This is a genomic window from Larkinella arboricola (assembly GCF_003259745.1).
Classification (GTDB): domain Bacteria; phylum Bacteroidota; class Bacteroidia; order Cytophagales; family Spirosomataceae; genus Larkinella; species Larkinella arboricola.
Window position 1 is genome coordinate 1288702 of record NZ_QLMC01000001.1, and the last position, 14050, is coordinate 1302751.

The following is a 14050-nucleotide window of genomic DNA, read 5'->3' on the forward strand; positions in this document are numbered from 1 at the left end:
CAGATATCCCGGCGCTCGAAGCCAAGAAAGTGTGAACTTATTCCAAATATTGGACAGTCAAAACTGGAGAATCGGGATTCAGATTAAAGTTATATCTAATTACCAAAGTTTTTGTCTGTTATATGAGTATTTGCCATTTGCTAGCGGCCCACTTGACACTTTTGACAAAATTGATATAGAATGAATACAGAAGAAATTAGAGAAATTGCCATAGATAGTTCCTCAGCTTATTATAACTACCTAGATCAAAACGAAAAAGGAATACAAGAGGTAGAAGTATTTGAGTTAGAATATCTTGAAAGCAGAGACCTGTTTATTAAACTAAGGCTATCGGCTAAACTTTTTGATACTGAAGCATTATTTTTTAAGAATTATAGAAACAATAAAAAATATGATACAGGTCAAGTAAAGGTCGTTGAATATGATGGAGACAAAAACATTCTGCTAATAAAGCCATCAATTGAATTAATGGATGAGTTTCAAAATCTGAAGCATTCAGACATTAAGGTTATTTCTGATTTGAAATTCTTGATTCAGAGAGTCAAAACTTGGTTTGAGCTTAACGGTGCGGATATAGCACTCCCTTTAAAAACTTCTTCTCTCAAAGAAACTTTTGACTCAATCAGGTTTATTCCGGGAAAGGAATTCCAACCTTCATTGAATCAGAAACAGTCCCTTGAAAATATTTTTATTAACCCATTTTCGTATGTATGGGGAGCGCCAGGGACGGGCAAAACACAATTCGTCCTTTCATACGCAGTATTGCATTATATATCTAATAATAAAAAAGTAGCAATACTTGCACCTACTAATAATTCAATTGAACAAGTTTTGAGAGGTGTGATTAAAATGACTGACAAAGCGGGGAGTGATAGAACGAAAATATTAAGATTAGGAACACCTTCAAAGAAATTTGCTGAAGAATTTCCGGACGTTTGTGAAGAAAAAGGAGTTCAAAAAAACTTACAGGAAATTGACAAACAAATATCTATTCTTGAGAGAGTTATAAGCTACGATAATGCTATAGAAGAGATAAAGATTAAAGAAAAAAATTTAAGGATTTTTGATACTTTATTATATGCATATCAAAAAAAGTTAAAAATAAAAGATGAGGTTGACAATAAAATAAACTTAAAGAAAAGAAAAGAAATAGATATAAAATTTAAAAATGAAGAAATTAAAAAGATATTAAATGATAAAAATATTATTGAAAGAAAGAAGAACTCAATTTTATACACTGTATCTAAATTTTTCTCATCTTCTTCAAAATATGAAGACCAGTTAGAGGTAGTTCAATCAAAAATTATAAATGCATATAAAGACTTAGATTTTTATAATTATGAATACGAAAGTTTAGATAGAGAACTTAACGCGGAACAAGTATCTTTTGAAAAGGCAAATAGTAATGTATTGAATATACTTTCAAACTTAAAGGGCCTCTTCATAGAATACACAAACTATGAACCGCAAATAGCTGATTTATCAGAAAAAAATTTGGAAGAAGTTAAAAGTGTGATAAAAAGCTTATTAAGAAAAGAAAAAGAAGAGAGAGAAATAGATAGTCATCTCATCCAAGAGTATAAACAAATACCAATTCAACAGATTCAATACGAACTAACAAAATACATAAATTTAAGAAATAAGTTAGCGGCTGCTTCAACCGAAGAAAGGTTAAAATCTGTGCAAGTCATAGCCTGTACACTCGACGGATACATTGGAAGATATACAGAATCTAAATTAAATGTTGACCATATATTTTTAGACGAAGCGGGTTATGCAAATATTATTAAAACATTAACAATTTTCAATCATAGAGTACCAGTTACGCTACTTGGTGATCACATGCAATTGCCTCCTGTTTGTGAGATAAACGATTCAGATATCAAAGGAGAGGCTAAATATAAAAATATGTTTTTGTGGGCTCAATCGGCTATCCATCTTGACCATATATTTGTAAGAGATAGAGATACTTGTCTTAATCAATACTTAAATAATATTCCTTTTAATCCTATAGATATCAAAAAAACATCGTTAAATGCTACATATAGATTTGGCAATAACTTAGCCCTTATACTGGGACAACATGTTTATAATAGGCAATTTACCTCATTAAACCCTATTGGTGAAACCCAGATTTTATATATTGACGCTAAAAAGATTGAAGGTCTAAAGAGTCGAATTTCAAGTAATGAGGTTCAGGCTATAGGAAAAATCGTTGAAAATTTGAAAAGATTAAATCAAGAAGATTTTGTTATCCTTACGCCATATAAGAAACAGATAAAGCTCTTGAATACTCAATTGCCAAAAGAAAGAAATGACTTAAAAATTCTTACAGTACATGGTTCTCAAGGGCGTGAATGGGATACGGTTATCCTTAGTGTTGTTGATACATCTGACAAATGGTTTGTTGACTCAACTATATTAGCCTCTAAGGGATTAAACTTAGTTAATACCGCTGTAAGTAGAGCTAAAAAGCAATTAATAATAGTTTGTGACAAAAGTTATTGGATTAATCAAAATGGACAGTTACTCACTGACTTGATAAGAAATGGAAAGGAAATAAAGAACTAATTGGTACAAATAATTGTCAGAGGCGGGGGTGCGCAATACTATTAAACTAATGAAAGTAATTGAACATTGTAATTCTATTAAACGGCCGTGGTGAAAATCCTCCCCTTCGGCAGTGTCCGAACCGTTGTCTCTCTTTAAAATAAAATACTTTTATTGCATTTATTTACAAAATCTGACTTTACTTTTAACTTCTTTTTTAGCCTTATTTTCTCTAAATTAGAGAGAAAATAGAGGACCGATGAAGTTTGAAAAAGGACGCGAAAAAACGGGAGGGAGACAGCTCGGTAGCACCAACCGAACCAGCACGGATTTAAAAAATCGGATAGCTACTCTTATCGACAATCAGTTTGATTCGATTCAAGCTGACCTGGAATTGCTCGAACCAAAAGACCGAGTAATGGCTTACCTGAAATTTATCGAGTATGTACTGCCCAAACAGCGGGAACAGAAAATAGATCTATCCACGCTGACGGATGATCAAATTGACGCTCTGTTAGATAAGGCAATGGCTAAGCTGGATTAGGCATGAGATTAGCACAAGTTAGCCGCTCGCAAAAGGTGAAGATCTTGCATGAATTAGTGAATGGTCGGTCAGCCCCGATACGTAGCCATTACCAAAGCCGTGAACGCGATTTTTCCAAAATGACGGATGCGGAAATAAAAGCAAAGCAAGAACGAATCAGGAAAAAGATATATCGAGAAACCGGTATCATGCCTCCACCCTTACCTGACTTCGAAGCATTGACAGATGAGGAACTAAGAGCACATGCAGATAACTTCCGCCATGCCATTGCTAACCCGTGCCGAAAAGATTAAGCTATTAGCCAGTGCATTGCAAGGCACGATGACGCCAAAACAGATTTCGGACTTTCGTAAAAGTCAGGAACCCATCTATTTAACATTGAATTTGGGCGACGAAACCCGTCTACAGCTGCAAAACCCCGACCAGCCGACATTTCACATTGAAATCTATCGCGATGGCACTAGCAAGAGTTATGACCGTTACCCGGATGGACGAATCGTTTACCGTACGTAACAGCTTATGAACCGGACCGAAAAACTAAAAGTCTTGGAGAACCTTTTGGAGGGAAACAATGAAAAGTTGAGAGAATTACACTGTGAACGCCAGAAAAAGGCTATGCCTTATCTTGAAGTTTATGGGTTCGTTAATATCCGACAATGTTCTCCGCTTCTATTAGATGTGTTGGTAATGCCGACCGCAAGTATCATAGATCATAACCGAAAGGTTTACATACCATTAAGGGACTGCTTACGCCGATTTGATGCAATTGACACTTTCAAGTACCCTTATTATCCTTATAGTGCCGTTGGAAGTATTGATGTTGATGATTATAGGTTTGATGCTGTACAGTTAGATTCTATTCAAATCCGCTATCCTGATTATTCAAACCGCTACCTAAAAGGCGGCACTATTGCAGACCTCCGCCGTTACTTCAATCAAAGTGCATCAGCTTTTGATTTGTATCCTATACTTCTTCTTTCCTTTGAAACGGACGCTTCTAGATAAGACTGTTCAGCCAGACAAAAAAGAACATTTTATGAAACGAGCTGAAAAAATTGCCTTTCTTTCAAAATTGATAAATGGGAGATCAAGCCAGCGAGCAATAAAACAGCTACGGGAAGAAAAGCGCGATGCCTGGTTCATGGTCGTTACAGAGGGAAGAGACGCTGAACCAATGGATTGGGTTGAGGTCCGGCCCCGGCATGGAGGAATTGTCAAAAAAATACACTATAAAGATTTTGTAAACGACCCCATTTACTACGGCTGTAGTTGTATTGTTCTAGACATTTAATCATGCAGCAACCGGATAAACGTACTTTGTTAAACCAGCTTCTACAAGGACAGACAAACGGCTTACGGGCTTTAAAGGAGGAACAGCAGCGTATTACCGGGGTTATAATCGTTGACCGGATGCCTGATGAGTTGAGCGGTGAACCTGTTCAAGCAAGCTATACTCTCAATAGTGGCATTATGATAACAGATTCACTTACATACGGCGAAATCTTGGCAAAGGCAGGAAAGGTATTAATCCTGATACCCGATAACTATCGACGTCAAACTAATGAGCTACACCCGGAGTAACATCAAACGTCAACTATTGGCGGATTTCTTTACAGGCAAACCAGAAAACTTGCGAGTCTATAAAGGCAAGCAGGAGCAAAAACAGTGTTCCTCCTACCGCTGGGCGGTTTACAGTACTACAGAAGCCATAAAATACCTGATTAATTTAGATGGTAGCCAAAAGCTATTAACTGATAAAGAGTTTGATCAGATACCCAACACCTCCAAGTTTACACTGATTGATTATTCAGTAGGGGCAAAGAGACTGACACCCGATGAGCCATAAATAGCACGCCTTTTACAACTTATGTGCCAATGTTTTACCTAACGCTTTACCTAAAAACAAAAAAGCACTTACAAATTATTGTAAGTGCTTGATTTTCAAGGTGGGAGTTGACGGGTTCGAACCGCCGACCCTCTGCTTGTAAGGCAGATGCTCTGAACCAGCTGAGCTAAACTCCCTTTTTATGTTTTCCCGCTGACTATTTCCCGTCGTTTGGGAGTGCAAATATAGCTAGCTCTGGGGGCTTTATGCAAGCTTTTAACCAAAAAAAATTAAATTATTTTCCAATGCATTCAGCCTCAGTGACTTTTATAGAGGCTTTTTTATTCAAAATTGAGGTACAACGTTACCGTATGCGTCCGCAGTTTCTGGAGGCCAATATTAGCGGTATTACCCTGCACCGGTTCGAACAGATTGACCAAACCGTGCGAAAACCGGATCTCCGGCGAAAATTTGAAAAACTCGAAAAACTGCTCGAACCCAATACCGTATTCCACCGACAGATCCTTGTTTTTGGTAAGCAGTCGGCTTGAACCGGCTACTTCCCGCCGGCGAACGTTCGTCTCAAGACCGAGCGATGCGCCACCCACCATGTACATCCGCGAATTCCTTCGCCGTTGGGATTTGTATTTTAACAACACCGGAAAGTCAACCCAGGTCGATTCGCGTACTTCACTTTTGCCCGTACCGCCCGGGTATCTGGACTCGACCGAGCGGGAATAAAGCGACACGGCGGGCGTAATCCGGACATCAAAACGGTTGCTCAGAATGGTGTTCAGAATGAAGCCAACCCGAAACCCCGCTTTATTGGGCGAATACAGCTGGTAGGCTGAATCGGCGTTCACGTAGGCGTCGCTGTATTTAATATTGAAGCGGGTAATGGGAGCCGCAAACAGAAAACCGTACCGGATGGTCCTGTCTTCGTAATCTTCCAGGTGAATCCGGCGGTAGCGCATCGACGACTGCGCCCGCAGATCGGGAATCAGCAACGTCAGCAGCAAACCAACCGCTATACTTTTTTTCCGATGTAAATAGAACAAATGCCAAATGTAAGAGGTATCCATCGTGTTTGCGTAAAACCTGCCTGTTCCAGAACCCGAACAAAATCCGGGCCATCCGGAAACGCCTGCATTGACTCGGGCAGATACGTGTAGGCCGAAGCATCTTTCGACACCAGCCGACCGATCAAAGGCAGCAAGCGATTGGTATAAAAACTAAAAAACTGCTTAAATGGAAATTTACGCGGTTTCGAAAACTCCAGAATCACACAAGTGCCGCCCTTCCGTGTCACACGGTACATATCGGTTAGCCCTTTGAGGAGATTTTCGAAATTGCGTACACCAAACGAAACGATCACGGCGTCGAAAACATTGTCTGAAAACGGCAATCTTTCCGAATCGCCGGTGCGCAGTTCAATTTTGTTTTCCAGGCCCAGTTTCCGGATTTTCTCCCGGCCAATTTTCAGCATTCCCTCCGAAATATCGACGCCGGTTATTTTTTCGGGATTCAGTTTGAGGGCTTCGATGGCAAAATCACCCGTACCGGTGGCAATATCCAGCACCCGGCGGGGCTTTTCCGGTTGCAGCAATTGAATCGCTTTCTTCCGCCAGACAATGTCGATACCGGCGCTGAGCAGGTGATTCAGCAGGTCGTACTTGGGCGAAATGGAGTCGAACATTTCCTCGACCTGCTCGCGCTTGCTGGTTTTTTTATCTTTGTAAGGAACAACGGCCATGATGATTCTTGGCTGAATGATTAAAAATAATTGAGATGGTTATTGCTGGTTAAACGGTTTAGTAGCTAAAAAGGCTGGATAATTTATGGTATGAAAAAACTGCCCGGGTACCAACCCGCTAACCCTTTTTCAGCCGCTGAAATCATCTGACCATTCTAACTAGGTAACCCTCAAAACCATTCAACCATTTCGTTTGACAAAGGTAGGTGCCTTTGGCTAGAAAGTTTGTGATTCCTTCTCAGAATCCGTAGTTTTCCAGGACTATTTCTTCCCTTTGTGTCTATGAATCGTTCCGACTTTCTGAAAACATCGGCTCTGGCCGGTGCTGCGGTGATGAGCCGTCCCCTGATCACGCTGGCCCAGCAATCGACGTACCGTACGGCCCTGATTGGCGCCGGTTGGTGGGGCAACAATATCCTGCGTTGTGCGATGCAGTCCGGGCAGTCAAAACTCGTGGCGCTTTGTGACGTTGACCAGCGCCAACTGACCAAAACCGCCGGAGAGTTCTCCAAACTTACCAGCGACAAACCAAAATTATACCGGGATTTCAGGGAGCTGCTTTCCCGCGAGAAACCCGAAATTGTGATTGTGGCCACGCCCGACCACTGGCACCCGCTCATTGCCATCGAAGCCATGAAACAGGGCGCGCATGTGTACGTAGAAAAACCAATCGGGCATACGATCAATGAAGGGAAAGCCATGGTCAAAACCGCCCGGCAAACCGGTAAAGTGTGTCAGGTTGGTACGCACCGGCGGGTTTCTCCGCATAACGTGTCCGGAATGGAGTTTCTGAAGTCGGGCAAAGCCGGTAAGATCGGAATGGCCCGGGCGTTTGTGCATTACGGCGGTGGACCGGGGCAACTGGTGCCGGATGAGGAAGCACCGAAAGAAATGGACTGGGACCTCTGGTGTGGACCCGCCCCCCTGCGGCCTTACAACCGAACCATCCATCCGCGCGGTTTCCGGCAGTATCTGGATTATGCCAACGGAACGCTAGGCGACTGGGGCATCCACTGGATGGATCAGATTCTGTGGTGGACGGAAGAAAAATATCCGAAAAAGGTCTTTTCCGCCGGTGGTCGGGCCATCAAAAAAGACAATACCGACGCGCCCGATCATCAGGTGACCAGCTTCGAGTTTGAAGACTTTACGGCGGTCTGGGAACATCGCACGTTTGCGGGCAACAACGCCGAGAAAACCCACCCGCAGCAGGCCGTAGGCGTTTATTTCTACGGCACGGAAGGAACCTTCCACATGGGGTGGCTCGATGGCTGGACCTTTTATCCGACGGATCCCAAAAAGCCGGTAATCCATCAGGATGCCCAACTCAATAAGCCCGATGATCAGAACATTGCCCAACTGTGGGATGATTTTCTGAAAGCCATTAAATCCAAAAGCCTCCCGACCTGCGACATTGAAATCGGACACCGTTCGACCAATATGGCGCTGCTGGGGATGTTGTCGTATAAGCTAGGGCGTAGTATTGAGTGGGATGGTGAAAAACAGTTGATCAAAAACGACGCCGAAGCCAACAAACTCCTGAGCCGTGAATACCGCGGTGAATGGAAATATCCGGTCTAGAATCGGCCTACGGATCAGCCATTCCAGGCTTTAATCTTTGTACGTCCTGATACTCAGACCCGAACCCGGGATTTGTGAGCTAAAGTCCGTTTGAACGTAAACAGCTTGCCTTTTTTATGAGTTATAAGAGAAGCAAGCTGTTTACGTTCATGTCCGATTCCCCCGATTCTACTGGCGATTTTGACCAGGCCACCGCAGGCCGGACGGCTCTTCGTTATCTGGCGCGCGCCATGCATACAGTCCATCCGTCAGACGAGCCATTTGTGTTGAGTCGTGCCGAAAAGCTTGCAATTCAGCGGCTCAAGATTTTTACCATGCTGGCGGCTGCGGCTGTTGTCGTGCTGGGTATCTGGGTGTTTTACCTGCCACACGTTTTGTGGACCGACTGGTTTACCAAAACCCATACCACGCTGGGTGACTGGCCGCTGATCAGCATCCTGTTTGCGGTTTTAATTCTGTATCTGGTTGTACACGCCCTGATTCTGGTTCACAACGGGGCTATTCGGCTTATTGAGGTGACGTGCCAGTTTCCCCGCTTTCATGATGCTTCGTACAACCGTCATTTAAATCAACTGGCCGAGAACGGCCCCCAACGCAGTGTGTTTCGGCTTCGAATGCAACCCCGGCCTTTGTTGCCCTGGACAATGCCCGGTTATCTGGTAACGGTCCTACTGCTGGCTTTTGCAAGCGATGCGATTGTGCAACTGGGGTTTCGGTTCTGGAATGGGCAGCCCATCTCGCCCGTTAGTATGGTGCTGAGCAGTACACTGGTTGCCGCCGTCTGGATTGGCTGGGCCACACACCAGATTTTACAGCAAGCCCAGATTCGGGTGATGGTTCCGCTTACGATCCGGCAGTTTACCAACGATCTGGTCGAGGAGTTTGGGCGGGAGCCTGCCTTTCGGCGGTTTCTTCCGGGCATATTGCAGCAGGCTGGCGTTTCGTCGAAGCCGGGCAATTATCCGCATCTGCTGCTGTTGGAAGCCCTTATGTCTCGTTTTGCCATTGATCCGGATAAGATGCGGGTGGTCAGAACCGACGGTTTTGCCGAACAACTGGCTAGTTGTCCAAATCATATTCGGCAGGGAGTCGAACGGCTTTTTCTATTTACCATTCTCATCGACGGGCATCTATCACCGCTGGAACGGAACCGGCTCCGGCAATGGCAAAATGCGGGCGTGGTGAAAACGCCGATGGCTGATGTGGAGACAATGCAGAGAAATTTTGTGAAAGGAGAGGGGTTGTGGGTGTAATTTCGGAACTTGGTCCGTTAATCATCTATTCCTATGAAACCCTTTTTAACCCTGTGCCTGCTGGCTTTTGCCATCATTTCATTTGCTCAAAACCGCCCGAAACAACCCGTTCCCGTCATTTTAGATACCGATATTGGCCCCGACTATGACGATGTTGGCGCTATGGCGGTGCTGCACGCCCTGGCCGATCGGGGAGAGGCCCGACCGCTGGCCGTTATTTCGTCCAACAAGCACAAATTAGTCGTCCCAACGATTGATGTGCTGAACACGTATTTTGGCCGCCCGGACCTGCCGACCGGTGTGCCGAAAGGCCCCGGCGTGACGGATGGCGCCTGGCAGAAATGGCCGGAAATGCTGGTGGCTACCTACCCACATACCATTCGGTCGAGCGCCGACGCGCCCGATGCCGTAACGACCTATCGCGGGGTGCTGGCCCGCCAACCCAACGGAAGCGTCACCATTGTTACCATCGGATTCCTAACGAATATGGCGGATCTGCTGGACTCAAAGCCGGATCAGTATTCCAGACTGAACGGAAGAGACCTGGTAAAACAGAAAGTAAAGGAGCTGGTATCAATGGCAGGACTTTTTCCGGAAGGCCGTGAGTTTAATGTGTTCAAAGACTCGGTGGCTTCCGAAAAAGCGTTTGCCAACTGGCCTACACCGATTATTTTCAGCGGTTTCGAAATTGGAAAGCAGGTGAAAACCGGCCTCCGGCTGGTGGCTGACCAGAAGCTGCAAAGCCCCGTGAAGGATGTTTTTGCCCGTTGTATGCCCATGACGAAGGACGATAATAACGGGAGGATGAGTTGGGACCAGACGGCCGTCCTGGTGGCCATTCGCGGTGCCGAACCGTATTATGGTTTGAAACGAGGACGGTATATCGCCAAAGGGGGTAACAACGGCTGGCAGGATGATCCGAATGGAACTCATTATTACCTGACCGATAAAATGCCGGTGGCGCAGGTTACCGAAGAAATCGAAGCATTAATGATGCACCAACCCAAAAACAGAAAAAAAGTTAACTAATTGCACTTTTTTGTGAAAAAAGTCTGAAAGTCTAGCCTGATATTTGCTATATTTGAGTTGCTCATCGTACAACCCTGCCATGATCAGACAACTTTTTATCAATCTCGCTGGCCGCGTTCAAGTTCGTGTAACTCAATTTGGAATCAAAGAATGGCTGCTGCTTTTCTATTTTTTCGTGCAACCTCTCGTGTGGCAGCGCTGTGTCGATGGGTATGAGTATGCCTGGCATCTGCTGCAAATCGCCAGTTTGTTTGCTACTGCCGATATTGCCGAGCACCTTGTCGGTTCTTTCCAAAGTCAGGTTGAACACCGGCAACTGCTGACCCGCATCAAAGAATGGGGGCTGATTATTACAACCGTAGCCTTTGTGATTTTATTTATAAAGAGCGTAACAATCGGCCTGTAAGCAAGCCGATTGTTACGGGTTCAGCTCATTAACGCCCTGATTCAGCAGACGCGGTTTTTAACGGGATTTTCTGATCGCGCATGGCTGCGTTATACACAAACGAGGCCACAATGGTCGATGCCTGTTTCAGATCATCGGCCAGCAGATGGTCGTAGGTGTCCATGTTCGTGTGGTGCGTGCGGGTGCTGTACTCAATACCGTCCTGAATAAAACCAAAACCCGGCAGCCCAGCCTGATCGAATGGTACGTGGTCGGTTCCTCCGCTGCTTTTGGGCGCAATCGTGGTGGCCCCCAGATCGTGAAACGGTTCCAGCCACTGCGCAAAAATCCGTCCGGCGGCTCTGTTGTTTTGAAGGTAAATACCCCGAATTTTCCCGGTTCCGTTATCGACGTTGAAATAGGCCGCTAATTGCTGCCCTTCTTTGGATAATCGGTTGGTAGCCGGGTCCACAAAATGCTTGGTAACGTAATTTTTGGAACCGTGTAAGCCCTGTTCTTCCCCGCTCCACAGCGCTATCCGGATGGTCCGGCGGGGTTTAAGCACCAGCGTTTTCAGAATCCGGACGGCTTCCATCATCACCGAACACCCTGCCGCATTGTCTGTAGCCCCCGTCGCTGCGTGCCAGGAGTCGAGGTGAGCGCCCAGCATTACTACTTCATCTTTCAGTTTGGGGTCCGTGCCCGGAATTTCGGCAAGCACGTTGTAGCCTTTCGTGTCGGTCGTGTAGAACCTGGTTTTTACGTCCAGTTCCAGTTTGATCGGAATGCCCGCTTTCGCCATTCGGCTCAGCGACAGATAATCTTCTACGGAAATGGTCAGGTCGGCCAGGTCATCATGGGCCGTTCCGCTGGCGGCATTGGCGAAATCACCGCTCACAAATAGTGTGCCGTCCTTGCTGAGCTGACTGGTATTCAGAATCGCCAGCGCACCGCCCTGTTTGGCGAGTTTCCGCATTTTCTGGTTAAAGGCGTTGCGGGTCCGCATGGCCTGAATCATGCTGCGGTAGGAGGAGTCGCGGGGCGCAGATTCATCTTTCGCCATTTTTTCAAGGTCCGCTTCCGTAAACCGTCTGGCGTCCGGATTAAATGAGGGTCGGATGGCGAAAGGCTGATGAATCAGGATTACTTTATTTTTAAGTTTGTCGCGGTATGCTTCCAAAGCCGTCGTATCCGACTCATCAATATACAGCACTTCGGCCTGCTGGAGTTTGTCAGTTCCGCCACTCCAGGCGCGCGGTACGGCAATAATGGTCTTGTAGTACGGCACCGTCATGGCGATGTAGCAGCGCTCGATCTCCCAGCCTTTGCCCCACTCGCCCCAGGGTTCCAGCCGGGCGTTTTGCAGACCCCATTCGGTCAGCTTGTTTTTCGTCCAGTTGGCGGCTTTCATAAAACCTGGTCCCTGCAAACGCGGTCCGTTTACATCTGTCAGGTAAAAGGCGGTTTCCATCACTTTGGAACGGTTTAGCCCTTCCTCCCGGATTTGTTTGACAACGGCCCTATCCGGTTTGTCGTTCTGGCCAAACGATGTCAGGGAAAGGCTGGTCAGGACGCTAAAAAGCAGCAGGCGTCTTTTCATGGCTGGTAACGTTTAGGTTCTATTACTAAAGTAATGATTAAACGAACGTTAACTGAAAGGAAGTCGCTGCTTGTTCGTTAATTACAATCGAATCTATAAATAAGTTAATTTCGGCAAACGTAGAACTAATCGCCAGAGTAAGGAAGTAAACCGGGGTTTGGAGTGGTTTCAGTACGTAACCAAGGCGGGCCCGCCGTCTTTCTGCGCCTTTTTAATCTGGTTTAATCCTTCCTGAACCAGACTCAGCACAATCGTCCAGCCCAGCAGTCCGATCAGGATGTGCTTGAATTCAATTCCAAAGACGGACAGCGCCAGACCGAAATCGGCATTCCAGAGCATGTGCATAAACATGACAAGAACAAACAACCGGATAAACGATTTCTCCTGCAAAAGCTCCCACCGGAAGGGCCCGAAGCCTTTCAGCCGCCAGACGGCAGCAGCCGTGATGGCCGTCCAGATGATGTGCGCGAACGGCGCCATGATGCCCCGCGCCACAATGTTGGCAAGGGCCACGTCGATGGAGCCGTATTCCAGCAGGGCAACAAAAGCATAACCGGCTGACTCAAAAGCCGCAAAACCTGTTCCGACGGCGGCACCAAACAACAGACCATTCAGAATCCAGGGGTATTTTCGTTTGTTCCGCATCAGGGCCAGAACCGTCAGGAGCTTGCCGGATTCTTCCACAATACCGGCACTCGAAGCACCCAGCCAGCTCGATAAAAAACTAACGTTGCTGAAAAACAGCAGCGAAATCAGGATGGACAGAATGCCGCCGGTAAACAGGAGCTTTACGGTTTGGTACAGCGAAACGTTCTGGGGCGCGTTCATTTCCCAGAAGAAAATCAGACACGCAAACGGTACGGCGAAAGCCCCGATAAAGAGTAAGCCGGGAATAACAATGATGTTGTTGAACTGCGCTACGCCAATGTATAACCCCCAGAAAACCAGTAAGGAGGCTGAGGCAATCCGGCCAAAAAGCCAGGGTTGCGGCCAGGTAGCTGCAATACTGGCAAGCGGGGGTGTGGTGTCGCGTGTGCCCACGGTAAAGGCATTCTCGATGTCGTCGTCGCTTCGTTTTTCGCCGATGCGCGAGAAGATGGTTTTCAGACTAAAATCGTTGTCGAGCTGTTCGACATTGGCGAAGGTGGAAAACCGTTGATAGGGCTCGCCAAAGTGGCTGTCCGAAGTGTGAGGAGGGGACGGTTTTGCCAGCCGCCACAGCGAACTGCCAATCTGGAGGCTGTCGGTCCCAACATCCATTTCACCCGTCATGACGGGGGCGCTATTGAGTCGGACGTACTGATTGTCAATGGTACGGAAATGAAGTCGGCTGCCGTCGAAAAAGAGGTGCAGGTGCTGATCGGCCACGTACGGATCAGCAAGCTGGTAGCTGCTTTGACCGCCACTGCCCAGCAACAGACGGTGATGGGGTGTCAGAACAAGGGTTTTTCCGGCGTCGGGCCCGGCATAACACGAAAACGTAAATAATTCAGGCGGCAGCGATTGACTATGCATAATAAACGGGTTAAA

At 46.2% G+C, this 14050-nt stretch carries 14 protein-coding genes and 1 tRNA gene; 10 read left to right on the forward strand and 5 right to left on the reverse strand.

The features are described 5' to 3' along the window. Positions 1 to 180 precede the first annotated feature (180 nt). The 6 genes from LX87_RS05090 to LX87_RS05120 all read left to right on the forward strand — a co-directional run bounded on the left by LX87_RS05090 (position 181) and on the right by LX87_RS05120 (position 4940). Positions 181 to 2571 carry a DEAD/DEAH box helicase gene (locus LX87_RS05090; RefSeq protein WP_111627059.1) on the forward strand — a complete coding sequence of 797 codons (2391 nt, stop codon included), beginning with the start codon at positions 181 to 183 and terminating at the stop codon, positions 2569 to 2571. 238 nt (positions 2572 to 2809) lie between these two features. After that, entirely contained in the window at positions 2810 to 3094 is a 285-nt protein-coding gene (locus LX87_RS05095) for a hypothetical protein (RefSeq protein ID WP_111627060.1), read from the forward strand. 2 nt (positions 3095 to 3096) lie between these two features. Then, a complete protein-coding gene (locus tag LX87_RS28505; protein WP_146624428.1) occupies positions 3097 to 3387 on the forward strand; it encodes a hypothetical protein in 291 nt (96 codons plus the stop codon). A gap of 226 nt (positions 3388 to 3613) precedes the next feature. Next, on the forward strand, positions 3614 to 4099 hold the full coding sequence (locus LX87_RS05105; protein ID WP_111627062.1) for a hypothetical protein: 486 nt from the start codon (positions 3614 to 3616) through the stop codon (positions 4097 to 4099). A gap of 31 nt (positions 4100 to 4130) precedes the next feature. Continuing rightward, positions 4131 to 4385 (forward strand): hypothetical protein, encoded by a 255-nt coding sequence (locus LX87_RS05110; RefSeq protein ID WP_111627063.1) that lies wholly within the window; start codon positions 4131 to 4133, stop codon positions 4383 to 4385. Positions 4386 to 4655: 270 nt separating this feature from the next. Further along, entirely contained in the window at positions 4656 to 4940 is a 285-nt protein-coding gene (locus LX87_RS05120; RefSeq protein WP_111627065.1) for a hypothetical protein, read from the forward strand. Positions 4941 to 5041: 101 nt separating this feature from the next. Here LX87_RS05120 and LX87_RS05125 read toward each other — a convergent pair. The 3 genes from LX87_RS05125 to ubiE form a co-directional block, all read right to left on the reverse strand. Continuing rightward, positions 5042 to 5116: transfer RNA gene (locus LX87_RS05125), tRNA-Val, on the reverse strand. A 144-nt stretch (positions 5117 to 5260) separates the two neighbouring features. Further along, the gene (gene porT / locus LX87_RS05130; protein ID WP_229310548.1) at positions 5261 to 5977 is read right to left on the reverse strand and encodes a type IX secretion/gliding motility protein PorT/SprT; all 717 of its coding nucleotides are present in this window, start codon (positions 5975 to 5977) and stop codon (positions 5261 to 5263) included. Next, positions 5947 to 6672 carry a bifunctional demethylmenaquinone methyltransferase/2-methoxy-6-polyprenyl-1,4-benzoquinol methylase UbiE gene (gene ubiE / locus LX87_RS05135; RefSeq protein WP_111627067.1) on the reverse strand — a complete coding sequence of 242 codons (726 nt, stop codon included), beginning with the start codon at positions 6670 to 6672 and terminating at the stop codon, positions 5947 to 5949. Before ubiE ends, porT begins: the two co-directional genes overlap by 31 nt. Positions 6673 to 6954: 282 nt before the next feature. On the opposite strand from ubiE, the gene LX87_RS05140 reads away from it, so the two are divergent. The 4 genes from LX87_RS05140 (at position 6955) to LX87_RS05155 (ending at position 10941) form a co-directional block, all read left to right on the forward strand. Continuing rightward, positions 6955 to 8253: a Gfo/Idh/MocA family protein gene (locus LX87_RS05140; protein ID WP_111627068.1), complete on the forward strand. Its 1299-nt coding sequence runs from the start codon at positions 6955 to 6957 to the stop codon at positions 8251 to 8253. A gap of 116 nt (positions 8254 to 8369) precedes the next feature. Continuing rightward, a complete protein-coding gene (locus LX87_RS05145; protein ID WP_111627069.1) occupies positions 8370 to 9506 on the forward strand; it encodes an LBF_2804 family protein in 1137 nt (378 codons plus the stop codon). 33 nt (positions 9507 to 9539) lie between these two features. Then, complete coding sequence (locus LX87_RS05150; RefSeq protein ID WP_111627070.1) at positions 9540 to 10535, forward strand: nucleoside hydrolase; 996 nt, start codon at positions 9540 to 9542, stop codon at positions 10533 to 10535. Between the two features lie 79 nt (positions 10536 to 10614). Further along, positions 10615 to 10941 carry a hypothetical protein gene (locus LX87_RS05155; RefSeq protein WP_111627071.1) on the forward strand — a complete coding sequence of 109 codons (327 nt, stop codon included), beginning with the start codon at positions 10615 to 10617 and terminating at the stop codon, positions 10939 to 10941. A gap of 28 nt (positions 10942 to 10969) precedes the next feature. Here LX87_RS05155 and LX87_RS05160 read toward each other — a convergent pair whose 3' ends face one another. Both LX87_RS05160 and LX87_RS05165 read right to left on the reverse strand, forming a co-directional pair. Then, positions 10970 to 12520, reverse strand: coding sequence for a M20/M25/M40 family metallo-hydrolase (locus LX87_RS05160; protein ID WP_111627072.1), 1551 nt, complete (start codon positions 12518 to 12520; stop codon positions 10970 to 10972). A 168-nt stretch (positions 12521 to 12688) separates the two neighbouring features. Next, positions 12689 to 14035: a PrsW family glutamic-type intramembrane protease gene (locus tag LX87_RS05165; protein WP_111627073.1), complete on the reverse strand. Its 1347-nt coding sequence runs from the start codon at positions 14033 to 14035 to the stop codon at positions 12689 to 12691. Between the last annotated feature and the right edge of the window lie 15 nt (positions 14036 to 14050).

Coding starts and splice junctions, on each gene's coding strand:
- LX87_RS05090 (WP_111627059.1), top strand. CDS start 181: ATGAATACAGAAGAAATTAGAGAAATTGCCATAGATAGTTCCTCAGCT.
- LX87_RS05095 (WP_111627060.1), top strand. CDS start 2,810: ATGAAGTTTGAAAAAGGACGCGAAAAAACGGGAGGGAGACAGCTCGGT.
- LX87_RS28505 (WP_146624428.1), top strand. CDS start 3,097: ATGAGATTAGCACAAGTTAGCCGCTCGCAAAAGGTGAAGATCTTGCAT.
- LX87_RS05105 (WP_111627062.1), top strand. CDS start 3,614: ATGAACCGGACCGAAAAACTAAAAGTCTTGGAGAACCTTTTGGAGGGA.
- LX87_RS05110 (WP_111627063.1), top strand. CDS start 4,131: ATGAAACGAGCTGAAAAAATTGCCTTTCTTTCAAAATTGATAAATGGG.
- LX87_RS05120 (WP_111627065.1), top strand. CDS start 4,656: ATGAGCTACACCCGGAGTAACATCAAACGTCAACTATTGGCGGATTTC.
- ubiE (WP_111627067.1), bottom strand. CDS start 6,672: ATGGCCGTTGTTCCTTACAAAGATAAAAAAACCAGCAAGCGCGAGCAG.
- LX87_RS05140 (WP_111627068.1), top strand. CDS start 6,955: ATGAATCGTTCCGACTTTCTGAAAACATCGGCTCTGGCCGGTGCTGCG.
- LX87_RS05145 (WP_111627069.1), top strand. CDS start 8,370: ATGAGTTATAAGAGAAGCAAGCTGTTTACGTTCATGTCCGATTCCCCC.
- LX87_RS05150 (WP_111627070.1), top strand. CDS start 9,540: ATGAAACCCTTTTTAACCCTGTGCCTGCTGGCTTTTGCCATCATTTCA.
- LX87_RS05155 (WP_111627071.1), top strand. CDS start 10,615: ATGATCAGACAACTTTTTATCAATCTCGCTGGCCGCGTTCAAGTTCGT.
- LX87_RS05160 (WP_111627072.1), bottom strand. CDS start 12,520: ATGAAAAGACGCCTGCTGCTTTTTAGCGTCCTGACCAGCCTTTCCCTG.
- LX87_RS05165 (WP_111627073.1), bottom strand. CDS start 14,035: ATGCATAGTCAATCGCTGCCGCCTGAATTATTTACGTTTTCGTGTTAT.